This window comes from Chryseobacterium sp. HNCC26DJ240, assembly GCF_057180485.1.
Genome location: NZ_JBXUGK010000001.1, coordinates 264160 through 288064 on the forward strand (window position 1 = coordinate 264160; position 23905 = coordinate 288064).

At 35.6% G+C, this 23905-nt stretch carries 19 protein-coding genes; 11 read left to right on the forward strand and 8 right to left on the reverse strand.

The features are described from left to right. Positions 1-143: 143 nt before the first annotated feature. The 8 genes from AC2A1G_RS01270 (at position 144) to clpP (ending at position 7192) form a co-directional block, all read left to right on the forward strand. Entirely contained in the window at positions 144-776 is a 633-nt protein-coding gene (locus AC2A1G_RS01270; RefSeq protein ID WP_484045145.1) for a hypothetical protein, read from the forward strand. Between the two features lie 20 nt (positions 777-796). After that, entirely contained in the window at positions 797-2758 is a 1962-nt protein-coding gene (gene dnaG, locus AC2A1G_RS01275; protein ID WP_484045146.1) for a DNA primase, read from the forward strand. Positions 2759-2875: 117 nt separating this feature from the next. Continuing rightward, a complete protein-coding gene (locus tag AC2A1G_RS01280) occupies positions 2876-3283 on the forward strand; it encodes a hypothetical protein (protein ID WP_484045147.1) in 408 nt (135 codons plus the stop codon). Next, positions 3255-3701, forward strand: a complete 447-nt coding sequence (locus AC2A1G_RS01285; protein ID WP_484045148.1) for a hypothetical protein — start codon at positions 3255-3257, stop codon at positions 3699-3701. Before AC2A1G_RS01280 ends, AC2A1G_RS01285 begins: the two co-directional genes overlap by 29 nt. Positions 3702-3924: 223 nt before the next feature. Next, entirely contained in the window at positions 3925-5328 is a 1404-nt protein-coding gene (locus tag AC2A1G_RS01290; RefSeq protein WP_484045149.1) for a serine hydrolase domain-containing protein, read from the forward strand. A gap of 84 nt (positions 5329-5412) precedes the next feature. After that, positions 5413-5895, forward strand: coding sequence for a hypothetical protein (locus AC2A1G_RS01295; protein WP_484045150.1), 483 nt, complete (start codon positions 5413-5415; stop codon positions 5893-5895). Then, positions 5888-6376, forward strand: coding sequence for a hypothetical protein (locus AC2A1G_RS01300; RefSeq protein ID WP_484045151.1), 489 nt, complete (start codon positions 5888-5890; stop codon positions 6374-6376). Before AC2A1G_RS01295 ends, AC2A1G_RS01300 begins: the two co-directional genes overlap by 8 nt. A 129-nt stretch (positions 6377-6505) precedes the next feature. After that, complete coding sequence (gene clpP, locus AC2A1G_RS01305; protein ID WP_484045152.1) at positions 6506-7192, forward strand: ATP-dependent Clp endopeptidase proteolytic subunit ClpP; 687 nt, start codon at positions 6506-6508, stop codon at positions 7190-7192. Positions 7193-7311: 119 nt separating this feature from the next. Here the strand turns inward: clpP and tpiA are convergent, their stop codons facing one another. The 5 genes from tpiA to AC2A1G_RS01330 all read right to left on the reverse strand — a co-directional run bounded on the left by tpiA (position 7312) and on the right by AC2A1G_RS01330 (position 12367). Then, on the reverse strand, positions 7312-8073 hold the full coding sequence (gene tpiA, locus AC2A1G_RS01310; RefSeq protein WP_484045153.1) for a triose-phosphate isomerase: 762 nt from the start codon (positions 8071-8073) through the stop codon (positions 7312-7314). 61 nt (positions 8074-8134) lie between these two features. Next, positions 8135-10261, reverse strand: coding sequence for a S9 family peptidase (locus AC2A1G_RS01315; protein ID WP_484045154.1), 2127 nt, complete (start codon positions 10259-10261; stop codon positions 8135-8137). A 21-nt stretch (positions 10262-10282) separates the two neighbouring features. After that, on the reverse strand, positions 10283-10633 hold the full coding sequence (locus AC2A1G_RS01320; protein ID WP_484045155.1) for a tellurite resistance TerB family protein: 351 nt from the start codon (positions 10631-10633) through the stop codon (positions 10283-10285). A gap of 52 nt (positions 10634-10685) precedes the next feature. Then, positions 10686-11798, reverse strand: coding sequence for a BT_3928 family protein (locus AC2A1G_RS01325; protein ID WP_484045156.1), 1113 nt, complete (start codon positions 11796-11798; stop codon positions 10686-10688). An 8-nt stretch (positions 11799-11806) separates the two neighbouring features. Then, positions 11807-12367: a DUF1599 domain-containing protein gene (locus AC2A1G_RS01330; protein WP_484045157.1), complete on the reverse strand. Its 561-nt coding sequence runs from the start codon at positions 12365-12367 to the stop codon at positions 11807-11809. A gap of 92 nt (positions 12368-12459) precedes the next feature. Here AC2A1G_RS01330 and folP point away from each other — a divergent pair, with 92 nt between their 5' ends. Next, on the forward strand, positions 12460-13323 hold the full coding sequence (gene folP / locus AC2A1G_RS01335; RefSeq protein ID WP_484045158.1) for a dihydropteroate synthase: 864 nt from the start codon (positions 12460-12462) through the stop codon (positions 13321-13323). A 183-nt stretch (positions 13324-13506) separates the two neighbouring features. On the opposite strand, the gene AC2A1G_RS01340 is transcribed toward folP, so the two are convergent. The 3 genes from AC2A1G_RS01340 to AC2A1G_RS01350 all read right to left on the reverse strand — a co-directional run bounded on the left by AC2A1G_RS01340 (position 13507) and on the right by AC2A1G_RS01350 (position 18571). Beyond that, positions 13507-15948: a DUF5686 family protein gene (locus AC2A1G_RS01340; RefSeq protein ID WP_484045159.1), complete on the reverse strand. Its 2442-nt coding sequence runs from the start codon at positions 15946-15948 to the stop codon at positions 13507-13509. Between the two features lie 105 nt (positions 15949-16053). Beyond that, positions 16054-16290 carry a hypothetical protein gene (locus AC2A1G_RS01345; RefSeq protein ID WP_262151859.1) on the reverse strand — a complete coding sequence of 79 codons (237 nt, stop codon included), beginning with the start codon at positions 16288-16290 and terminating at the stop codon, positions 16054-16056. 43 nt (positions 16291-16333) lie between these two features. Next, positions 16334-18571, reverse strand: a complete 2238-nt coding sequence (locus tag AC2A1G_RS01350; protein WP_484045160.1) for a hypothetical protein — start codon at positions 18569-18571, stop codon at positions 16334-16336. Between the two features lie 241 nt (positions 18572-18812). On the opposite strand from AC2A1G_RS01350, the gene AC2A1G_RS01355 reads away from it, so the two are divergent. Beyond that, a complete protein-coding gene (locus AC2A1G_RS01355) occupies positions 18813-20282 on the forward strand; it encodes a hybrid sensor histidine kinase/response regulator (protein WP_484045161.1) in 1470 nt (489 codons plus the stop codon). Positions 20283-20286: 4 nt separating this feature from the next. After that, a complete protein-coding gene (locus AC2A1G_RS01360; RefSeq protein ID WP_484045162.1) occupies positions 20287-23898 on the forward strand; it encodes a response regulator in 3612 nt (1203 codons plus the stop codon). The last annotated feature ends 7 nt before the right edge of the window (positions 23899-23905 follow it).

Genomic DNA, 23905 nt, shown 5'->3' on the forward strand with positions numbered 1-23905 from the left:
CTTTTAATTTGTCATTCTGAAAGAATCTATATAAATTTATGTTGATGCTGAGATCCTTTCAGGATGACAAAATGAAGTAAAATCTTAAAGTTATTTCTAATAATTATCAGCTTTCCTCAGCAAAAAATTAAATGGATTTATGTATGAAAAATATTTGTTTTACAGTTTTACTACTTATGATAAGTTTAAATATTTCCTGTTTAAGCTCGAAAAAAATTACCATTGGTAACTGCGAAAGTGTGAACTTATTGTATTTCAATTATAATACAGTCAGGGAGTTGAATAAATTAAAAAATATTCCTGATGTAAAAGAAATAAGTGAAGAATCGTTTAATTGGTATTTGAGTGAGGGAGCAAGTTTAGAAGAAATCAAAAAGGATAAAATTATTTTTATTCCTAAAGAAGAGTTTTATGAAAGATCTAATATGACCGGAGAAATTCCTCTGTATGTATTGGGATATTTTCAAAAGAGTAAGATTAAACAATACATAGTTGCAGAACTGAATGCCGGTAAAAACTCTTCTCTGTATATTATAAATCAGATAGATGATAAAATCGTTTCAATGTTTTTAGGTCATGAAAATTTCAGAACGGGTTTTGGTGGCAGAGATCTTTCGTCAAAAAAGCTGTCAAATTCTATTTTTCTACTTGAGATTTTTTTTACTTCTGATGCAAAAAATGAAAAAGGCGATTATTTAAAAAGATGTGCTTCTCAATTGAAATTATCAGAAGATGGCTCGGTAACTGTGAATCTAAATGTAAATCACAGTGAATAAATTTACCTATTTTTGCCCCAATGATTTCCAAACAGACCATAGATAAAATATTTTCCACAATTCGCGTTGAAGAAATTGTGGGCGAATATGTGCAGTTGAAAAGAGCAGGGTCTAATTTTAAAGGACTGAGTCCGTTTCATGAAGAAAAATCGCCCAGTTTTGTAGTTTCTCCGAGTAAACAAATCTGGAAAGATTTCTCCACCGGGAAAGGTGGTACTGCGATTTCTTTTCTAATGGAAATCGAAAATTTTACTTATCCTGAAGCGTTGCGTCATGCTGCCAAAAAATATGGTATAGACATCGAAGAAGACCGACAGGAATTCTCAGAGGAAGCAAAACAGGCACAAACCGACCGCGAATTACTCTATAAAATACATGAAGTTGCCAACGATTATTTCCAGAATATTTTATGGGAAAATCAGGAAGGCAGAAGTATCGGACTTTCGTATTTCAGAGAACGTGAACTGAAAGATGATATCATCAGAAAGTTTCAGTTGGGATATTCTCCCGAAAAGAAAAATTCTTTCACCGAATATGCCATTGAAAAAGGGTATTCAAAAGAAATTTTAGAAAAATCCGGCTTGGCAATCTTTCCTGAAAATGCACCGAACGGACTTGACCGTTTCCGTGAGAGGGTAATGTTCCCGATTCACAGTTTTTCTGGAAGGGTTTTAGGTTTTGGAGCCCGAATTCTGAAAAGCAATGTCAAAACTGCCAAATATCTCAACTCTCCGGAGACGGAAATTTACCATAAATCAAATGTTCTTTATGGTTTAAACCAAAGCAAACAGGCGATTTCAAAGAAGAATGTCTGTCTTTTGGTGGAAGGGTATATGGATGTGATTTCACTCCATCTTTCGGGGATTGAAAATGTGGTGGCAAGTTCCGGAACTTCTTTGACTACGGAGCAAATTAAGCTCATTAAAAGGCTTACAGAAAACGTTACCATTCTTTTTGACGGCGATAATGCGGGGATAAAAGCAAGTTTCAGAAGTATCGATATGCTTTTGACGGAAGGGATGAATATTCGTGTTCTTCTCTTCCCCGACGGTGATGATCCCGATTCTTTTGCCAGAAAACATCCTCAGGAATATGTGGAGAAATTCATCGAAAGTGAAGCCACAGATTTCATCGATTTTAAAGCTGAAATTCTTCTTAAAGACGCCGGAAATGACCCGATAAAAAAAGCAGAAGCCATCAGAAACATCGTAAAATCGGTGTCTTTTGTGCAAAACGCTTTAAAAAAAGAGGTTTACCTGAAGGAAGTTTCCAGTAAATTCGGACTTTCAGAACAGAGTCTTTTTAATGAGCTGGATATTCAGAAGCAAATCACGCAAAATCAGACTCAGCATCAACCGAAAGAGCAACAGAAACCAACAAAGCTGGAAGTCGTTCCTCAGCAGACGGAGCTGGAAGATTCTGTTCAGTTTAATATTATTCACCAGGAAAATAAACTGATTGATACGATGCTGATGTTTGGCGATATGGTTCTGGAAAGAGAAGATGCTAATAATGAGAAATATGAAATCAGTGTAATTGAAGAGATTCTGCATCATTTTGAAGATGAAAACTATGAATTTCAAATTCCTACCAATCAGAAAATAATCGAAAATATTAAAGAAGGAATTGAAAATGAAGAAATCCGCGCCGGAAACTTCTTTATCACTTTAATGGATGAAGATATTACTTTGAAAGTTGCCGATGCATTGCTTTCTCCGGACGAACTCAGCGATTGGTCTACCCGAAATATTTTTCCGCCAGCCATAGGTGATCATCTTGCGGATGAAGTGGAAGCCAACATCCTTATTCACAAATACTATTACATTCATCTGTTGATCAGAAAACTGACTAAAGAGCTGGAAACCTACGGTGAAAATGATACTGCAAAGTATTTTGATTCTTTAAAGAAAATCATGATGCTTACAGAATTTTCAAGACAGTTGGCTACAAAACTGGAGTGGTCGCCGATTACGAAAGTGTAAACTGATCTCTTTCAAAATCTTGTTCTTCAAAATCTGAGATTTCAGAAAACTCTGAGATTAAAATAATGTTTGTCACAATTTTATATCTTTTATAAAAATTTTAAAAACAGGAATGAAATGAAAATAAAGTTGGTTTTTCTTTTTATTATCTTGAATTCAGTAGTTGTTTTCGGGCAGGATTATGAGCCGATAGATTTGGCGAAAAAACTCCTTTTGTCAGATTTTCCGGATATTAAAAAATATTCTAAAGATGAATTTGAGGGACATCCCAACAAAAGTGATTTGGATCCAAACGCAAAACTCAATTTCAAAATATTAAATCAAAATGACAGTATTGCTGTGGTTAATGTGACCGTAACTGATAAGCTGGGTAAAGCTTTTGATGCTTATCTTCATTTCGAAAAAGAAGGCATCTGGAAAATTACTGCATTTCGGTCGCTTGCCATGACAGGTATGCTGGAGCAGATGATTCTTGAATCTGAAAAAATGACCGACAGTGATTTTCAAAAAACTTGCCGAGGCTGAAAAAAAGATTGGGAATAGTGCTTTAACTAGTAAAAATGATTTCAAACTTATTATTGAGAATGCAAAATTAACACTTCAATCTGACGATCTTCTGATAAAATTTTTTACTGAAAATAAAGAAAAAATTGTCGCCCTTAAAAACGAGATAGAACTTTTTAGAAAGAAAAATTCACATCTGACAAATAAAGATCTTAATTCAAAATTTAATACCCAACTTAAAAATCTCTATTTAAACTCATTTGGGAATAATCATTTACGTTGTGAAAGTTGCTTTATATTTACCATTGGTGGAATGCTTGATAACACTGTTGGATATTTTTTTGAACCTGATAAGACCAAAATTCCTGAAACCAATCCGAGTAGAATCATCATGATTCGGGAAATCGGGGAAGGGTGGTATCTGTATAAAACAACATAAAAAGGTTTTAAACAAGACAATGATTAGACTTTGAAAAAAAAATCTGTAAAAAGATTATGATCCTTAAAGAATTTTCAAGATAAATGGCTACAAAACTGGAGTGGTCGCAGATTACGAAAGTCTGATTTTAAAGTAAAAATCAAATGTTAATCGCTGAAATTATTTCTTTCTGTTTTGAAATAATTTTATCTTTGGCGTTTAAATTTATTCAAAATAAATCTCAATGAAAAAACTGTTTTTCTTACTGGTTTTGATCTTAACGTCAAATATTCTGTCTGCACAATCTGACAATTATTCCACAGCGATTAATAATTTTCAGAATCAGTATAATTCTGATCAGTACGATGCTGTTTTCAAATCGTTTTCTGCTGAAATGCAGAAAGCATTGCCATTAGAAAGTACAAAACAGTTTCTTGCAGGACTGAAATCCCAGGCCGGAAAAATCACTTCAAAAGAGCTGACCACCAAAGAAGGTGCAACAGCAATTTACAAAACCGATTTTGATAGAGCTCAGCTGGAAATTCATCTTTCACTGGATGCCGGCAATAAAATCAGCGGACTTCTGATACAGCCTGTGACTGAGAAAAATAATGTCATTGAAAGTCAGGCTGCAAATGGTTTAAATGTTTATCCAAAAGAAATTTCGGAGATTATATTTTCAAAAACAAAAGATTTTCCCGCAAACACTCAGGTTTCAATTGCTGTCATTAAAGATGGAAAAACAAATTATTACGGAATTTTAAAATCAGATAAAACCGTGAAACCATTTGAAAATCAGAATAAAGTTTTTGAAATCGGTTCGCTTACGAAAGTTTTTACTTCCACCGTACTGGCATCTTTGGTTACAGATAAAAAATTGAAACTGTCGCAGGAAATCAACGGATTTTATCCGTTTCCATTTAAAAATAATACACGATTTACTTTTGAAAGTTTAGCCAATCACACCTCTGGATTGCCGAGACTTCCCGAAAATATTAACCTTTCGGATATTTCCAATCCCTACAAAAATTATGGAAGCGAGCAGCTTTATGACTATCTGAAAAATGTTTTAAATGTAAAACCTGACGCAGAGAAAAAGTACGCGTATTCCAATCTGGGAGCGGGATTGCTGGGACATACAATGGCTGTGTCGCAAAAAACTACGTTTACACAACTGTTTCAGAAAAGAATTTTTGACAGGTTTAAAATGAATAATTCTTACACCAGTTCAAAAGATTTAGGTTCAAAACTGGTTGACGGACTGAATGCAGATGGACAGAAGGTTTCCAATTGGGATTTCGATGTGCTCTTTGGTGGCGGCGGTATTTTATCAACGACTGAAGATCTTTCAAAGTTTGCCGCAGCACAGTTTAACTCAGAAAATAAAGAACTTGCGCTGACGAGAACGCCCACTTTTACTGTCAGTGAAAAAATGAAAATGGGTTTGGGATGGCATATTTTAAAATCCCAAAATGGCAAAGATCTCTTTTGGCACAATGGGGGAACAGGCGGCTATTCTTCGTCAATGGCGATCGATACTGACAGCAAAACGGCAGTCGTAATTTTATCCAATGTTTCGGCTTTCAACCCGAAAATGGGAAATATTGATCAGCTTTGTTTTGAACTGATGAAGGAAATCGGAAAGTAATTTTTCAATTTTAATTCTAAAAATAATATCTCTGCATTTGTTTCGTTTTTAGTAAATTACATCTCTGATTTAAAACTGAAAACCATGAAACCAATCTTAATTTTTCTTCTAATAAGTTCATTCTGCTTTTCACAGGAAAAAGAAATTGTAAAAATCCTCAATGATGAACTGAAGAAAGAAGTCGAAAATCAATTTCAGTATCCCAATTTTGATGGCGATACCTTGACGCTGACAAAAGAATTTTCTATCGATAAAAATAAAATTCTGAGCGTGGAAATCAGGAAGCAGAACGGTTTTCGGACTTATACGGAAAGACAGGAAGTTCATCTGTCCAAAATTTCAAGTATTGGAAAAGACATTAATATTGTCATGAATTCTGATGGGGGAGAAGTCATGATCAAGTCTAAAAGCATTGACGAAAACAACAATCAGCAAACCCGAAGCACCAACAGCGAAACTTTTTTTACCTATCTGCATTTTAATAACAATGAACATGTTGGGAACGATCTTGTGAAAGCCTTTGCCAAAGCCGGATTTCCGATTAAAAAGGTGTATTGGTATGATTAAATTGAAACAAATTTACGTGCTGATTTTTGCTTTTTTAGTGTACAATTGTGGAAATAAGAATGACAGTCTTTTTTCTGATTTTAAAAGTGATTTTAAAGATTCAATTCAAAAATATAACGCTGAAGAATTTGATTTTAACTATGATAGTCTTCTGCCTCAAAAATCTTATTTCATCAATGGAAAATTGAAATATCTGGTTCTTAAATCAAGTGGCGAACTTTGTGATAGTGAAAAAATGTACACATTTGATCTGAAAAGTGATTCTCTTATTCAAAAAATTGAGAGATCAGAATGCTACGAAACTGCAGACAGATTGAAGAAGACCAATGATATTATTTTTGTAAAAACCAAAGAGTCTACAGAGCGGTTTTATGATAATGGCGTTTTATTGAAGACAGAAAAAGCTGACAGTGATTTTACTCACAACGAAATCATCGAAAAAATCAAAAACGCCACGGAAAAAGCTTATAAAAACAGGTGATTTTTGAATCTGAAAATTGAGCCTTTTTGTGAAAAATTTCATTTAAAATTTTCTCTATCTGCCATAATGTCCTTACATTTGTTTGGAACGAAATTAGTCACTCAAAAGGAAAAGATAATTTAATTACCTATGGATATTAAAAAAGAATTTAGAGATTTCTCTACAAAACATTTAGGAAACAGTGGTCTTGTGACCGATCAGTATATGGGAATGTACGGCCCGACTAACCTTACGCCATATATCATGGAAGAAAGAAGATTAAACGTTGCCCAAATGGACGTGTTTTCACGTTTGATGATGGACAGAATCATCTTCCTTGGAACAGGTATTGACGATCAGGTGGCGAATATCGTTACAGCGCAGCTTTTATTCTTAGAAAGTGCTGACCCTTCAAAAGATATTCAGATCTATATCAATTCTCCTGGTGGAAGCGTTTACGCTGGTTTGGGGATTTATGACACGATGCAGATCATTAAGCCGGACGTTGCAACGATCTGTACAGGAATTGCCGCTTCAATGGGAGCTGTATTATTAGTTGCAGGTGAAAAAGGAAAGCGTTCAGCATTAAAGCATTCAAGAGTGATGATTCACCAGCCAAGCGGTGGTGCACAGGGTGTTGCTTCTGACATGGAAATCAACCTGAGAGAGATGTTGAAACTGAAAAAAGAATTGTACGACATCATTTCTGAGCATTCCGGACAAACTTATGAGTGGGTAGAAAAAGCATCTGACAGAGATTACTGGATGACTTCTACTGAAGCCAAAGAATTTGGAATGGTGGATGAAGTTTTACAGAGATCGAAAGAAAAATGGTAAATTTTCTGAAATATTAATAGAGAAAAACACGTCGATTGACGTGTTTTTTTTATTCAATAGAAACGGGCTTCAGCCCGTTTTTAGAACAATAATTTCAGATGGCTTTAGCCAAATTTTAATTAAGAATTAAATCCCTCAATAATTTTAGAAAAATCTTCCACTTTCAACGCTGCACCGCCGATCAAACCACCGTCGATATCCGGTTGAGAGAAAATTTCCTTTGCATTGTCAGGTTTTACAGAACCGCCGTAAAGAATTGACACTTCGTCAGCCACTTCCTGTCCGTACTTTTCTGCGATAATTCCTCTGATGTGCGCGTGAATTTCCTGAGCTTGTGCAGGAGTAGCAGTTTCACCTGTACCGATAGCCCAAACAGGTTCGTAAGCGATTACCACTTTTTTAATTTCTTCTGCAGACAAGGTAAATAAAGCAGTTTCAGTCTGTGCTTTTACAACGTCAAAATGCTGTCCGGCTTTTCTTTGTTCTAAAGTTTCTCCGTTACAGTAGACAGGAACTAAGGCTTTATCCAAAGCCAGTTTTACTTTTTTGTTACAGCTCTCATCGTTCTCACCGTGATACTGTCTTCTTTCTGAGTGACCGATTAAAGTTCCTTCCGCATCGATAGATTCAAGCATATCGACAGAGATTTCTCCTGTGTAAGCGCCACTTTCGTGAGTGCTGATGTCCTGAGCAAAAACTCCGATTTCGTCATTTTCAAAAACATCTTTTGCCATCATCAGATATAACGCTGGCGGAGCAATCCAAACTTCACAATTTGTTGTGTTATTGTTTTTGTAATCACGCAGTTCTGTCATCAATTTTTGTGCGTCAATCACATTTTTGTTCATTTTCCAGTTTCCTGCAACTATTTTACGTCTCATAGTTCTATATTATCTTTTTGTTTTTTTATTTTAAATCAAATTTTAATCTGCGTGAGCTAAATTATTTATTAATTCCCTCCAGTTTAAACATGAAAGCATATTCAAGCGCAATATCTTTCAGGTAATCAAATCTTCCGGAAGCACCACCATGACCGTATTCCATATCCGTTTTTAAGAATAAAACATTCTTATCGGTTTTTAAATCTCTTAATTTTGCTACCCATTTTGCTGGCTCAAAATACTGTACCTGAGAATCATGTAAACCCGTTGTTACCAATAAATTCGGGTAGTTTTTTCTTTCAATATTTTCATAAGGAGAATAAGATTTCATATAATCGTATGCTTCTTTATTGTTAGGATTTCCCCATTCATCGTATTCATTGGTTGTCAAAGGAATACTTTCATCCAACATTGTATTAATAACATCTACAAACGGAACCTGAGCAATTGCTCCTTTCCAAAGTTCTGGTTTCATATTGACAACAGCACCCATCAAAAGTCCGCCTGCACTTCCTCCCTGAGCGTACAGATGTTTTGGTGACGTGTATTTTTCTTTCACTAAAAATTCTCCGGCGTCGATGAAATCGGTAAATGTGTTTTTCTTTTTCATCATTTTTCCGTCTTCATACCATTGTCTTCCCATTTCCTGACCGCCACGAATGTGTGCAATGGCAAAAGCAAAACCTCTATCCAAAAGACTTAGTCTTGTACTGCTGAAAGTGGCATCCATCGAGCTTCCGTAAGAACCGTAAGCGTAGAGTAGAAGCGGACTGTTGCCGTCTTTTTTATATCCTTTTTTATAAACAATAGAAATTGGGATTTTTGTGCCGTCTTTTGCTGTGGCAAAAAGTCTTTCCGTTACATAATTGGCTTTGTTATAACCGCCTAAAATCTCCTGTTGTTTTAATAAAGTTCTTTTTCCTGTCTCCAAATTCTGCTCATACTGTGAACTCGGAGTTATCATCGAAGTATATCCGAATCTGAAATAATCTGTATCATATTCAGGATTTCCTGATGGATAAACGGTGTAAGCAGCTTCGTCGAATTTTAAAAATTCTCTTTTATGCGTTCTTCTGTCAATGATTACCAGTTGTGAAAGTCCGTTTTGTCTTTCGCTGAAAACCAAATAGTTTTTAAACTCACTGATTCCTTCCATCAAAACATCTTTTCGGTGTGGCATGAAATCTTTCCAGTTTTCAACACCTGTTTTATCCAAAGGAGTTTCCATCACTTTGAAATTCAGTGCGTCTTTGTTGGTTGTGATTAAAAATTTGTCTTCCAAAGCAGTCACATTATATAAAACATCTTTCATCCTTGGCTGAAAAACTTTGAAAGCTGCATTAGGCTCATCGGCATTGATGTATCTTGTTTCGGAAGAAGTAGTTGCCGAAGAAACAATCATAATGATTTTTCCGTTCTTCGATTTTCCAACGCCAATGTAATTGGTTTTGTCTTTTTCTTCATAAACCATTACGTCTTTCGACGAGTCAGTTCCTAAAGAATGTCTGAAAATTTTCTCCGTTAAAAGCGTTTCAGGATTTTTTCCGACGTAGAAAATGGTTTTGTTATCATTGGCCCAAGTTGCAGAACCTGCAGTATTTTTAATACCTAAATCAGTTGTTTTCCCTGTATTCAGGTCTTTTAAAAATAATTTGTACTGTCTTCTGGAAACATCATCAACTCCGTAAATCATTTTAGAATTATCCGGACTGATACTGAAACCTGCCGCAGAATAATAAGCATGACCTTCCGCAAGTTGATCTACATCCAAAAGAATTTCTTCAGGTGCGCTTAGATTGTCTTTTTTTCTGCAATATTTAAAATACTGTTTTCCGGTTTCAGTTCGGGTGTAATAGTAATATCCTTTTCTGAAAACCGGTACAGATTCATCTTTTTCTTTGATTCTTGCCTTCATCTCCTTAAAAAGGTTTTCTCTGAAAGGTTCTGTATCTTTCATCATTCCTTCCCAATAAGAATTTTCAGATTTAAGATAATCAACAACTTCCGTAGAATCTTTTCCTTTTTTAAAATAATCAATCATCCAGTAATAAGGATCGTTCACTTTGTCACCGTGAATATTTCTCAGATGCTGTTTTTTATCAGCAATCGGAGCTTTCATTTCAGGGAAAATCTGAGACTGAAACATTGTTGTACTCATTATTAAGAGGGACAGGCAAGTTTTTTTCATGTTAATATTTGTCTTCTGGTGTTAGTTTAAATTCCAAAGATTCTTCAGAAGAACGTAGAAAGTGTGCTCTTCGTCGGTCACAATATCGTCAGCTTTAATCAATGTTTTAGCGAACTGAATGAAATTTAAACGTTCCTTTTCAGTAGAATCTTCAAGGAAACATCTTCCGTGAAACTCAAAATGATCTTTCCATTCTTCAGGTTGAAGCAGGGCGATGGTTTCTAGTTCGTTATCTAAGTTCATTTTAAACGGAAATTCGTCAGCCAAATATTGCTGTACCAACATTCCTTCTTCGGGAGCAAACTCGCCGTCCACAGATGAAAGGATCATTAACAAGTGATATCCGGCGATTGATTTATTAGATTTTTGCATGCTTTAATAATTTAAGATTTAAAATTCAAGATTTAAGTTTAACAAATTTCTGCTATTTGATATAATCTTTTGCAGGTTGTTTGTCGATTATTTTTCCGTTTTTTAAAGTTAAAACGAAAGGATTACTTCTGGCAATAGTTTTTATTGCAGTTTCATCCATGATTGCATTTTTTACAGTTTTAAAAGTCGTTGGAATTGTCGAAACACCGTATTTTACTGCGTTTTTGTTTAAATTCACTTTTGCTTCCACCTGCTTTAAAAGCTCTGGCGAAACTTCATTTGGATGATACGAGAAAATAATAATAGCCTCTGGAGCATTCAAGATTTCGTCTGTAAGCACTACAGCATTAGGATCTTCAACTTTGAATTTTGCGATTTCAGATTTGTAGCCTTCTTTCACCAAAACAGATTCATTTTTTCCCTCTTCAATTTTCCACGGCGTATTTTCTGCCCAATATTCTGTCTGCTTGATGTAATCGTCCTGATTTACTTTTCTTACTTCTTTTGTTTTTTCGTTTTTCATTGAGTAAAACGTTTTGTATTCAAAAGGATTTGCAGCAATTTTCTTCTTTTCGGCTTTCAGATCTGTACCGATTTTATAGTCTCTGAAGTCGATTAACGGTTCCTTCAATATCCCCATCGTCATAAAATAAATCAAAACCACAGAGCACACGCCTAAAACAGCATATTTTAATTTAGCATAGGATCTTTTCGTTTCATTAAAGCTGTACTCATCCGTCTTTCTGAATTCTTTACGATACATTATAAACACAATGATTAATCCTACTAAAAGAACAATATCTTTAATAAAACTTTGCCAAGGCGTAAATTTAATAGCATCACCGAAGCATCCGCAATCGGTTACCACATTGAAATAGGCAGAATAGAATGTCAGGAATCCAAAGAAAACACACAAAGCGATGAGCGCAGAAAGTGTGAATTTTAGTTTGAGCTTCAGCAAAAGCATCAATCCCAGCCAAAGTTCCAGCACGACCATAATTATAGAAAAAAGCAAAGCAAATTTTTCTAAAAATGGCATGTTGAAAACATTGGGCTCAAAATATTCTTCCATTTTAAAGGAAAAACCGACCAAATCGACGGCTTTCACAAATCCTGAAAGAATGAAAATGATGGCGATAACGATGCGCAGTAAACCTTTAATCATATTTTGTATTATTTGAGTTCAGCTTTTTGTTGAGTTTCAGAAAATTTTATCAGGCAGAAAACAGCGTAATTCAACATGTCAAAATAATTGGCGTCCAAACCTTCGGAAACCAAAGTTTTTCCCTGGTTGTCTTCTATTTGCTTGGTGCGTAAAACTTTTTGGTAGATTAAATCTGTGATGGAAGAAATTCTCATATCTCTCCATGCCTCGCCGTAGTCATGGTTTTTCTTTTCCATTAAAGCTTTGGCTTCGGCAGAATATTTGTCGTAAAGACTTAAAATTTCTTCAGGATTTTCATTAAAATCGTTAGAAAGACCTTTCTCCAGCTGAATCAATCCGATGATGGAATAGTTGACGATGGCGATAAATTCTCCTTCCTCACTTTCGTCAATCATCTTCACATCTGTCATCTGCAACGTGCGGATTCTGTTGACTTTAATGTAAATCTGATCGGTAATAGAACTCGGTCGTAAAACCCTCCATGCTGCACCGTAATCGTGCATTTTTTTACTGAAAAGATCACGGCATTCACTGATGATTTTACCGAACTGCTCTGAAGTTTTTGACATAAATTTTCTTAATCTTTCAAAGATACAAATTAGGTTTTAGGTAACAGGAGTCGCAACTTATTTTTTTAAACAGAAGTTAGTATTTTTGCAGTATGCAAAATCATTCATCATCAATCAATCATCATTCATTAAATTGCAGTGGAAAATTAATTGATTTAAGTTCTCCCAAAATCATGGGAATCCTGAATCTCACACCTGATTCTTTTTCAGACGGAGGAAAATTTAATGATGAAATTTCTGCTTTGAAACACGCAGAAATGTTACTGAAAGATGGAGCAGAAATCATCGATATCGGTCCGCAATCAACAAGGCCGAATGCGGAATTTTTGAGTTTTAGTGAAGAGATCAAACGTTTAGGAAAAATCATTTCTTCTATCAAAAAAGAATTTCCGGAAGCCTTGATTTCTATAGATACATTTTATTCTGAAACGGTTAAGTTTGGTTTTGATGAAGGAATCGATTTAGTGAATGATATTTCAGGCGGACAGTTTGATTCTGAAATGTTTAAAACAGTCGCAAAAACCGGACTTCCATATATTTTGATGCATGTGAACCCGTCTTATGAAACGATGCATGACAAAATTAATTTTCAGGATATCACACTTTCTATCAACCAATATTTTTCTGAAAAAACTGCTGAACTTCTCAGTTTAGGAGTGAAAGACATTATCTTAGATCCAGGTTTTGGTTTTGGAAAAACGGTGAAAGATCAGATGAAAATGATTGATGAAACAGAATATTTTGGTTTTGGTAAATATCCTTTGCTCATCGGTATTTCCAGAAAATCTTTTATCTACAAACCGTTGGGGAAATCGCCTTTAGATATTAATGTAGAAACGCAGAAATTACACTTAAAAGTTTTAGAACGAGGTACGAAGATTCTCCGGGTCCACGATGTTGCTGAAGCTAAAAAAACGATTGAGATTTTTCAGGATCAGGAAAAATTGATACCTTAAGAAATTTAAATTGTTAAGATTTTTTAATGTAAAATATAAATTAAACAGACTCCTTAAATTTGCCTGCAAATTCTTAATCCATCTCAAAAACCTCCTGACCTTAAAGTTCAAATAAAAACCCCTCAAAATTAAATTCCGAGAGGCTTTCATATTACTCATTACCAATTACTCATTACTCATATTTTAAAATCCTAAGATTTTAAATTTAAACTGCACTGCAAAATTATCTTTAAATCCTGGAGTGTTGTAGTGACCTACCCGATAAAAGAAACCTAAATTGAATTGAGATGAAAGAAAATTATTCCATTCCAAACCGACTTCATTGTACAAGTGATCCAGTTTTTGGAAATCAAACTGGTGGAATTCAGGATTTTTCATATCGCCGATGATTCCACGGTAAATCAAATCAAAACTTGATACATTTTTACCGATACTTTTAAAGTACCACGGAATTCTGTGTGTAATATACGTTCCGACAAATTTATCGCTGTAGTATTTTCCGCCCTCCATTGTGGCAAAACCAATGTATGAAGTCAGATTAAAATTGAAACCTGTGCGGCCATTTGCCAATCCGTTCATGGTGAAGTTTTTCCAGATTGGTGCGTCTCCTGTAATAATTCCTCCGTAAAGTCTAACTCCAGTAACTCCTAATTTTGTTTTGAAATTATGCGAAATCAAGGCATCCAATCTGCTGAAATTAAAATCTCCGCCTAAAGTTTTGTAGCCCTGTTCATAATTAAAATAAAATTCAGGAAACTGCTGATCGTAAGTATATTTTCCCTGTGAAGTCATAATATTTTTGGAGTTCGGGGAATATTTTAAAGTAATTGTGGAAGATGTCATATCAAACTCCCTTCCCATATTGTTAAAATTATAATCAAAAAGTGCTTCTTCAGTCGTCCTTTTCGCTGAAAGATTTAAGGTCAAACCATTAGTTAAATCATTTTCATAACTTACTTTAAAACCTTTGTAACCGTTGAAAACATTATTGTTGATTGCTACTCCGGAATTCATCAGTTTCATCCTGAAATTCCAGAGATTTTCTGAAAAACGTCCAGCCGCCATCACATCATCAAAATATTCAACTCTGAAGAATGAGTTTTTTTCAAGCGTTGTTCTAATGTCTACACCAGCACCGAATTTGAAGTCTTTGTCGTAAATTCCATAGGCAAAATAGGCATCTGGAGAAATGTATTTGTTGAATCTTTCGTTCAGTTTTGCTCCTGCTCCCAGTCTGAAATGTTCATATTTGTTATATCCGACAATTTTAGAAAGGTCAAAATCCACCATTCCCAAGCGAAGTTTTCCACGAACCAATCCAGCTAATGCTTTTGCTTTTTGATTAAGTTTGTATTTATTACTAAGGCTGTCGATTTTGGTGTAAGTCGTTTCTTCACGATCAGAAAGTTCTTCGGTTCTGTACTGATTTATCGTGCTGCCATCTGTATTTTCTACGCTGATGCTGTATCCTTTAAAATTTTTAGGATTGGTTTCTGTATTGGTTTTAAAATCAAAATAATCAGCGGTTGCAAAAGCATAAGTTCCGAATTTCTTTTTGAGGTCTTTTGTTTCTTCGGTATCTTTTTTACTGGTAGTTCCATCAAAATTGATGGCTGCAGAACCCATTTTGAGTTTAAAATCTTCTTTAATTAAAAACCATTTACCGTCAATTGGTTTCCAGATGCTGGTGATGGTTCCGTCGGTTTTTACTTTAGAATTACTTTCAATCTTTTTCAAAGCATAAGATTCTTTATCAACATAAATATAACCGTTGAATTTTCTGTTATCCTGAATTTTTTTGTAACCAACTTCTCTAAATCTGATAACATAATTCTGTCTTCCGTCAATCTCAATAGAATCAGTCAGGAAAAATCTATACAGATTTCTGTTTTCTTCTTTAATTTCTTTCGGAATGTCGTCCCTGTTTGATCTGAAGGCGATCAGCTCATAAATCGGTTCTTTCATCCCCGAAATTTTATTGTCGAGAATATTTATTTTTTCGCCATGTTTTTCAGAGTATAAAAATTCGGAAGCTCTTTCCCAAAGAAACATTTTGCTTGTGCCGATCAGTTTCATGATGTTGACAGACTCCAGAGAATCTTTTTTCTCATCGGCTTTCATTGGTTTTTCAGGAAGATTTTGCAAAGAATCAATTCTTCTTGTGATAAAAGAATTATATGCTTTTATGCTGTCTTCATCGATGTCGAGAGAGATTTTCTCGTACGATTTAAAAGAATAGGAGGGAAGGCTTTTTGGTGAATTTTCAGAATATCTGTTGTTGACTTCACGCAAAATTCTAAGCGCTTCTGGGTCACTTTTATTTTCGAGAACTACAGTCTGTATGTTTTTTGTTTTGGGGTCTTCCGTACTTAGAAAAACCTCCATCACTTTGTCTACCACTACTTCGTCTTCGTAAAATCCTTTTGCCGAAACATCAGCTTTCTTGCATTTGGTTTTAAATTCAAGTTCTCCGGATGCGTTTGTTTTTCCCAGAATGGTTTTCCCGCATTTTACGGTCGCGCCGGAAATCGGCTGTTGGTTTGCTGCATTTTTTACAATGATTCTGGATTGCGAATAGAGAGACGCACAGAATACCGCAAACATGAAAATAAAGATTTTTTGCATAAATTTTTTGAAGGTGTTTAAGTAAATCTTTCTGCTGAAAGACCTACCTCTTGCCTAAGAAAAAACAATGCCACAAAATAGGAGTGATAGTTTTAAACTGAATTTTTAGTTTAAATGAGAAAGTTTTTCAGTGAACTGTTTTGAAAATTCTTTACGGTCTTCATCCAGTTTTTCCTTGGTTTCAGGTAAAACATAGTTGAACAGAAGGGTGTCGTCTTCATTTAAAAAAATAATTTCTTTTTCTTCGCCATCAATCATCTGAGCGAAAATTTCCCACATCGAAACATCTCTCAGTTTTAAAGTTTCAAAAAACGGGTCGGCCTTTATTTCTATTGATTTCATTGTAGATTGTATTGAGTGCAAAGCTAAAAATTTCATTTCAAATTTAAAATTGCAAAAGCTTAAGCTTAAACTGAATTGCAAAATTTTCTTTAAAATTTCCTGTCGTATAATATCCGACGCGGTAGAAAAGTCCTAAATTAAAAAAGCTTGACAGGAAATTATTCCATTCCATACCCACTTCCTGATAGAGTTTATCGAGTTGCTGATACTCAAACTGATGATTTTGGGGTCTTTTCATAGCCCCAATTGTTCCTCTCAAAACCAAATCTACACTCGAAACATTCTGCCCGAAACTTTTAAAATACCAAGGCAGTTGATGTGTAAAATAATAAGCTAAAAATCGGTCGTTATAATATTTTCCACCTTCCAAAGTAGCAAAACCCAGGAATGAGGTGAGGTTAAAATTAAGATCCCGACTGTTGGAAGCCATCCCGTTCATCGTAAAGTTTTTCCAGATCGGAGCGTCGCCAAAAACCATCCCTCCGTACAGTCTGAAACCTGTAGTTCCGATTAAAGTTTTAAAATTATGGATGAAAAGCGCATCAAATCTGGTATAATTGAAATCTCCACCAAAAGCATTGAAACTTTTTTCAAAATTAAAATAAAGCTCAGGATTTCTTTGTTCTACAATCGATTTTCCCTGGGGTGTCATGATATTCGTTGAATTAGGGGAATATTTCAGCGTAAAAAGCGTGTTGAAATTATGAAACCCCGCACCTTCGTCTCTAAAATTGTAATTAAATTTTGCCTCTTCGTAATTTCTTCTTGCTGCAAAAGCTAAAGTCAAGCCATTGGAAACGTCATTGAGATAAGAAACAGAAACGCCTTTGTAATGGTAATATCGGTCGTTGTTGATGTTGTTTCCATAATTCATCATCCGCATTTTAAAATTCCATAATCTGCGGTGGAATTCTCCTGAGGCATAGACATCATCGTTGTATTCTACTCTAAAAAAGGAGTTTTTTTCTAGTGTGGTTTTAAAATCTATTCCCAAACCATATTTCCAGCTGTCGTCTTTGAAACCATAAGCAAAATAGTAATCTGGTGAGACGTAAGCATCGAAGTTTTCGTTTACTTTAGCCTTCAATCCAAGTCTCATCCCTTCATAAAGGTTATAATTTACCAGTTCACCTACATCAAAATCCAGACTTTTTATTCTGATTTGCCCGTTGATGAGTCCTGTTGCAAATTTGGCTTTGCTGTCTATTCTGTAAATTTTTCCGAGACTGTCGATGGTCTTGTAAGTACGCATTTCACGGTCGCTTAAAGGTCTGGTTCTGTATTTGTCAAGGGTTTCTCCGTCAGCATTTTTAAGATTGAAAGTGTACCCTTTAAAGTCATTTTTGTTTTCCTCAGTCGGCGACTGAAAATCAAAATATTCAGCATAAAGATAGGCGTACGTTCCGAAGCTTTTTCTTATTTTTTTTTGTGTACGCTTCTCCGAACTTTTGTCTTGTTCGGCATCTTCTTCCATTACCATTCTACTCATTTCGAGCTTTGCTCTTTCTTCGATAAGAAACCATTTAGAATTGAAATACGTCCATGTACTGGAGATTTTGCTTTCATCATTTTCCCTGCTGAGGGTTTCAATTTTTTTAATTCCGAATGTCTCTGTGTCAATGTAAACGGTTCCGGTAAATTTTCTCTTTTTGATGGGCTTTTTGTAGCTTACTTCCCTGAAATTAATAACAAAAGTTTTTCTGCCGTCCAGTTCGATTGTATCTGAAAGGAAAAAATGATAAAGACTTCGGTTCTCCTGAGTGATCTGATGCGGAATTTTATTTCTGTTGCTCTGAAGCGTAATCAGCTCATTGATGGGTTGTTTTAAACCTGAAATTCTGTTGTCCAAAATATTTACTTTTTCGCCAAATCTTTTAGAATATTTAAATTCCTGTGCCCGTTCCCAGAGGAAAAGTTTGCTTTTGGAGAAAATCTGTCTTGCCGAAATATCACTTAGTGAATCACGCTTCTTTTTGTTGAAAATATGGATGTTTTTATTGAAAGCTTCCTTAAAATTGGAAATACTGTCTTGATCAATATCCAGAGAAACCTTTTCGTAGGCTTTGTAACTGTATGAATCAAGGCTGCGAGGGGAATTGAAGTAATAAAGTCGGTCTGCTTTTCGTAGAATTTCAAGTGCTTTTTGATCACTTTTGTTTTCCAGAATCACTATTTCGATTTCCTGAATTTTTTCGTTTTCAGACTTTACGGTTTTGCTCTTCGATTGAGAATAACCAAAAATCATCATACATAAAGAAAGAAATGTGAAAAAACTTTTCATACAAAATTGCGCCTCAAAATTAAGGATATAAGTTTGATTTTTGAATTATGAAAATGCTAAATTTTATTTAAAATGATGTTTATCAGATGTTATTTTCTCTTTTAAAAATAAATAAATTCGTTTTAAAAGAGAAAATAACATACCGCAAGAATGTAGTCGCTTGAAAAAAGCTCGAGGTTTTCCGAATTTTAGCACTATTTTTGATGACAAAGCCACACACTCCCAATCAGAATTAATACTTATGATCTTAATTGTAGATGATAATGAAAATAATCTTTTCTCACTGAAAAGACTGCTGCAATCTCAGGATTTCCCTGTGGATACGGCATCATCAGGAGAAGAGGCACTCACCAAAGCTTTAAAAAAAACATATTCGCTTATCATCTTAGATGTTCAGATGCCTGATATGGATGGCTTTGAAGTGGCTGAAACTCTCTCAGGATACAGTAAAACCAAAGAAATTCCTATTATATTTCTCTCCGCAGTCAATACCGACAAAAGATTTATAGCAAAAGGCTACGCCTCAGGTGGAATAGATTATGTAACCAAGCCTGTAGATCCTGAAATTCTGATGCTGAAAGTGAAAACCTTCAACAATCTTCAGGAGCAGAGTGTGGCACTCAAAAAAAATCAGCAAAGTCTTGAACTTGAGATCAAAGGTCGTCGGGAAATGCAGGTGAGCATGAAATCAAGGATTGATCATTTTCATCTGATGCTTGAAGCGCTTCCCCAGATTGCATTTACTTTAAACCAAAACGGAGATGTTGATTTCGTGAACGGAAAATGGTATCAGTATTCTCATAAAGAAACAGAATTTCCAGAAACTCACGTTGATGATCTCAATATTGATGAAGAATTTCAAAGGTTCAGAAAGAAAAAAAAAGCGTTTGAGCTGGAAGCAAGGATAAAGAATCTTCATTCTGGCGACTTCAGATATCATTTGCTTAAAATGTCTCCGGTGCTCGAAGATGAAGTGGTGAAAAACTGGGTAGGAACCTTTACTGATATTGAGGATCAGAAAAAAATAGAAAAAGAAAAAGATGAGTTTTTGAGCATTGCAAGCCATGAGCTTAAAACTCCGCTTACGAGCATCAAAGCTTATATTCAATTGTTGGATAGAAAACTAAAACTCGATCCCGAGCGAGCCGAAGCTGGTTATCTCAGCAAAACCCAAGACCAAATCGAAAAACTCAATAACCTCATTACCGATCTTCTTGATGTTTCAAAAATCGATAACGGAAAACTCAAAATCAACAGTCAGCCTGCCAATCTCGAAAGTGTGATTCAGAATGCTATCGATACAATTATTCAAACGCATGATCATTTAGCTTTAAAAATCGATTGGCATGGGAAAAGACCAAGTCAACCTTTTCCTTTTGACGCTGTGAGAGTTGAGCAGGTAATCATTAATTTTTTGACCAATGCCATCAAATATTCACCAAAAAACAATCAGATTATCATCAGCACATTTGCAGATGACGAAGAAGTAAAAGTAAGCGTCACAGATTTTGGAATCGGTATCCCTGAATTTAAACAGGATGCGGTTTTTAAGAAATTTTATCGGGTTGAAGAATCTTCTGTGCAGTTTCAGGGTATGGGAATCGGGCTTTATATCTGTGCTGAAATCATCAAGCAACATCACGGCAATATCGGTCTTTCCAGCATTGTAAACGAAGGTTCCACATTTTATTTTACACTTCCTTTAAATTAATTTTATGGCTAAAAAATTCCTGAGAAATTTACAATACGGTGTTGGTTTTTCACTTTTAGTGTTGATTTTGAGTTCAGTAGCTTCGTTTTTCAGTTACCAGCGTCAGATCAATAACAGAGAAGAACTTTCAAAAAGCAAACGTGCTATCACGGCGATGAAGGACGTGATGATTGCGCTTTTAGATGCCGAAACCGGGAACAGAGGTTATCAGCTCACAGGAAAAGCAAGTTTTCTTGAACCTTATAATGCAAGTATGGTTGCACTTCCAAAAGCAATGGAAAATGCTGCTGCACAGGAAATAACAGATGTAAATCAGCAAAAAAGAATTGCTTCGCTTGAAGATAATGTAAACAACAGAATCAGCAAATTAAAACAGTTTGTAGACCGAAGAAAGAATGGTATTCAGATGTCTGAAGCCGAAATGCTGACCGGCAAAGTGGATATGGATAACTGCCGGAAAATCGTAAGAGAATTTGTGAAATATGAAGAAGGTATTCTTACCAAAAAAGACAAAAACCTCAATACGTCGACTACCACAACGATTATTTTTATTCTTTTTTCCACATTCGCTGCAGTAGTAGTGACGATTTTCTTTTATTTTAAACTTAAAAATGACCTTTTAAGAAGAGAAAAACTGGAAAGGCAGCTTAAAGCAAAAGACCACGAAATTTCACGAAGAGTTACCGCGATAAAAGAGATTGCAAACCGTGTTGCCAACGGAGATTACACCGTTAAGGCAATCGATCATGCACAGGATGATCTTGGAGAATTGGCAGAGTCTCTAAATTTTATGACAGGCTCTCTGAAAGATTCTTTCGATAAAATTAATGCAAGCGACTGGCGTACAAAAGGTCTTGCCGCCCTCAACGAATCTTTGGTAGGAAATAAAACCCTCAGAGATGTTTCTCAGGAATCATTAAGTCAACTCATTGGTTACGGAAAATGCTTAAACGGTGCAATTTATCTTCTGGAAGACGGTGTCTTGAAACTTTCTTACGCTTTCGGTCTTGAAAAAAGCATGAAGCCAATCTTCGAGCCGGGTGAAGGCATGGTGGGGCAAACTTTTATAAAAAAAGAAATGAAGGTGTTCCATAATCTGCAGGATGAAAACTTCACAGCATCTTTCGCCGGAACCGATTTGAAAATTAAAAGTATTGCTTTGCTGCCGATTATGTCGGGAAGGCATATTTATGGTGTAATTGAGCTTTCGGCATCGGAAAATTTTGATGAAAATACCCTTCATTATTTTACAGAAAGTACAGAAAATATTGCGACTGCCGTTATTGCAGCAAGAGGTCGTGAGAAAGAGCAACGATTGCTCGAAGAAACCCAGACTCAGGCCGAAGAACTTCAGGTACAGCACTCTGAACTTGAATCTTTGAATACTGAATTGGAAGCCCAAACCCAAAAACTGCAGGCTTCTGAAGAGGAACTGAAAGTGCAGCAGGAAGAATTAATGCAGATCAATGCAGAACTTGAAGAAAGATCGAGAAGTCTTGAAGAAAAAAACCATCTTATTGCAGAAAGAAATATTGAAATTCAGAAAAAAGCTGAAGAACTGGCTTTGAGTACGAAATATAAGTCTGAGTTTTTGGCAAATATGTCTCATGAGCTGAGAACACCGCTTAATTCCATTCTCCTTCTGTCAAGGTTAATGTCTGAAAATACAGAAGAAAATCTGAGCGAAGACCAGATAGAATCGGCCAAGGTGATTCAAAGTTCTGGAACAAGTCTTTTGCAGTTGATTGACGAAATTCTGGATTTGGCAAAAATAGAATCCGGAAAAATGACTTTGGAATATCTGCCGGTTATCATAGATGAAGTGGTGAAAGATACGCAAAAACTGTTTCAGCCACTGATTCGTGAGAGAGGTTTGGAATTTAAAGTTTCTGTGGCCGAAAATACAGGCAAGGAAATAGAAACCGACCGCATGAGACTTGATCAGGTTTTGAGAAATTTATTGTCTAATGCCTTAAAGTTTACAACATCCGGAAGTATAGAATTTAAAATTCATCCACATCCTCAGAAGAAAAAATTCATTGTTTTTAATGTTAAAGATTCCGGAATTGGTATTCCTAAAGATAAACAGGCGGTCATTTTTGAAGCTTTCCAGCAGGCAGACGGCTCTACCCGAAGAAAATATGGAGGTACTGGTCTTGGTCTTTCAATCAGTCGCGAGATTGCCAAACTTCTTGGTGGAGAACTCAGTCTGGAAAGTGAACCGAATGTAGGAAGTGAATTCAGCTTGGTGATTCCTGTACACCGTTCAAAAGCAGAGACGCATCAGAATGCACAGGAAGAGCTTTTGGACGTTATTCATCAGGATGTTGAGGAAATTATCAGCCTCGCAGAAGGTTCTGAAGATGCCATCAAAGTCATTACAAACCCAGTGTATGAAATTCCGGATGAGATTGAAGATGACAGGAACGATATTAATGCAGAAGACAAGGTAATTCTTATCGTTGAAGATGATACCAATTTTGCTAAAGCTTTATTAAAATATTCCAGAAGAAACGGCTACAAAGCAGTAGTTGTAGTACGGGGAGATCATGCGGTAGAAGCAGCTAAGAAATACTTGCCTTTGGCAATTTTGCTGGATATTCAGCTTCCTATGATGGATGGCTGGCAGGTAATGTCGGCTCTGAAAACTGAGAATTCGGTAAAACAAATTCCGGTGCACATGATGTCGGTACTTCAGGTGAAAAAAGAAAGTCTGATGAAGGGTGCGATAGATTTTATCTCCAAACCTCTTGCTTTAGACCAGATGACCAGTGTTTTCAGTAAACTGGAAGAGGCTTTGAAAAAATCTCCTAAAGTTTTAATTGTAGAAGAAAATGCCAAACACGCCTCGGCACTGTCGTACTTTCTGAGTAATTTTAATATCTCTCTGTCGGTAGAAAATAATGTACTGGATAGTGTAAATGCACTTATCAAAAACGATGCAGACTGCGTAATACTTGATACCGGAGCTTCTAAAGGAAATGAATATCAAATTATCGAAGAAATAAAAAGCTACGAAGGTTTAGAAAATCTCCCAATCATCATCTTTACAGAAAGAAGTCTTTCTGCAGCACAAGAACTGAAAATCAGAGAATATGCAGATTCTATCGTGGTGAAAACCGCACATTCTTATCAGAGAATTTTAGATGAGGTGGGGCTTTTCCTTCATTTGGTGAAAGAAAAGAATGTAAAGGAAAATGTCTCGACAGGCAAAAATCTCGGTTCGCTTTCTGAAGTTCTGCATGGAAAAAAAATGTTAGTAACGGATGATGATGCAAGAAATATATTCTCGCTCACCAAGGCATTAGAAAAATATCAGGTGGAGGTCATTGTGGCAATGGACGGAAAACAGGCTATCGAACAGATGGAACAAAATCCAGATATAGACGTTGTTCTGATGGATATGATGATGCCTGAAATGGACGGATATGAAGCTATAAGACATATCAGAAAACAGCCAAAGTATTCCCGAATGCCAATTATTGCCGTGACTGCAAAATCTATGGTCGGAGACAGACAAAAATGTATTGATGCCGGGGCGTCTGATTATATTTCAAAACCTGTAGACCTCGATCAGCTTTTGTCACTGCTGAGAGTTTGGTTGTACGAAAATTAAAACCCGG

Bases quoted from the DNA above. Each gene is read 5' to 3' on its own strand.
- tpiA (WP_484045153.1), bottom strand. From the start codon at position 8,073: ATGAGACGTAAAATAGTTGCAGGAAACTGGAAAATGAACAAAAATGTG.
- AC2A1G_RS01330 (WP_484045157.1), bottom strand. From the start codon at position 12,367: ATGTCAAAAACTTCAGAGCAGTTCGGTAAAATCATCAGTGAATGCCGT.
- AC2A1G_RS01295 (WP_484045150.1), top strand. From the start codon at position 5,413: ATGAAACCAATCTTAATTTTTCTTCTAATAAGTTCATTCTGCTTTTCA.
- AC2A1G_RS01315 (WP_484045154.1), bottom strand. From the start codon at position 10,261: ATGAAAAAAACTTGCCTGTCCCTCTTAATAATGAGTACAACAATGTTT.
- AC2A1G_RS01320 (WP_484045155.1), bottom strand. From the start codon at position 10,633: ATGCAAAAATCTAATAAATCAATCGCCGGATATCACTTGTTAATGATC.
- dnaG (WP_484045146.1), top strand. From the start codon at position 797: ATGATTTCCAAACAGACCATAGATAAAATATTTTCCACAATTCGCGTT.
- AC2A1G_RS01350 (WP_484045160.1), bottom strand. From the start codon at position 18,571: ATGAAAAGTTTTTTCACATTTCTTTCTTTATGTATGATGATTTTTGGT.
- AC2A1G_RS01345 (WP_262151859.1), bottom strand. From the start codon at position 16,290: ATGAAATCAATAGAAATAAAGGCCGACCCGTTTTTTGAAACTTTAAAA.
- AC2A1G_RS01270 (WP_484045145.1), top strand. From the start codon at position 144: ATGAAAAATATTTGTTTTACAGTTTTACTACTTATGATAAGTTTAAAT.
- AC2A1G_RS01300 (WP_484045151.1), top strand. From the start codon at position 5,888: ATGATTAAATTGAAACAAATTTACGTGCTGATTTTTGCTTTTTTAGTG.
- folP (WP_484045158.1), top strand. From the start codon at position 12,460: ATGCAAAATCATTCATCATCAATCAATCATCATTCATTAAATTGCAGT.
- AC2A1G_RS01290 (WP_484045149.1), top strand. From the start codon at position 3,925: ATGAAAAAACTGTTTTTCTTACTGGTTTTGATCTTAACGTCAAATATT.
- AC2A1G_RS01355 (WP_484045161.1), top strand. From the start codon at position 18,813: ATGATCTTAATTGTAGATGATAATGAAAATAATCTTTTCTCACTGAAA.
- AC2A1G_RS01340 (WP_484045159.1), bottom strand. From the start codon at position 15,948: ATGCAAAAAATCTTTATTTTCATGTTTGCGGTATTCTGTGCGTCTCTC.
- AC2A1G_RS01280 (WP_484045147.1), top strand. From the start codon at position 2,876: ATGAAAATAAAGTTGGTTTTTCTTTTTATTATCTTGAATTCAGTAGTT.
- clpP (WP_484045152.1), top strand. From the start codon at position 6,506: ATGGATATTAAAAAAGAATTTAGAGATTTCTCTACAAAACATTTAGGA.
- AC2A1G_RS01360 (WP_484045162.1), top strand. From the start codon at position 20,287: ATGGCTAAAAAATTCCTGAGAAATTTACAATACGGTGTTGGTTTTTCA.
- AC2A1G_RS01325 (WP_484045156.1), bottom strand. From the start codon at position 11,798: ATGATTAAAGGTTTACTGCGCATCGTTATCGCCATCATTTTCATTCTT.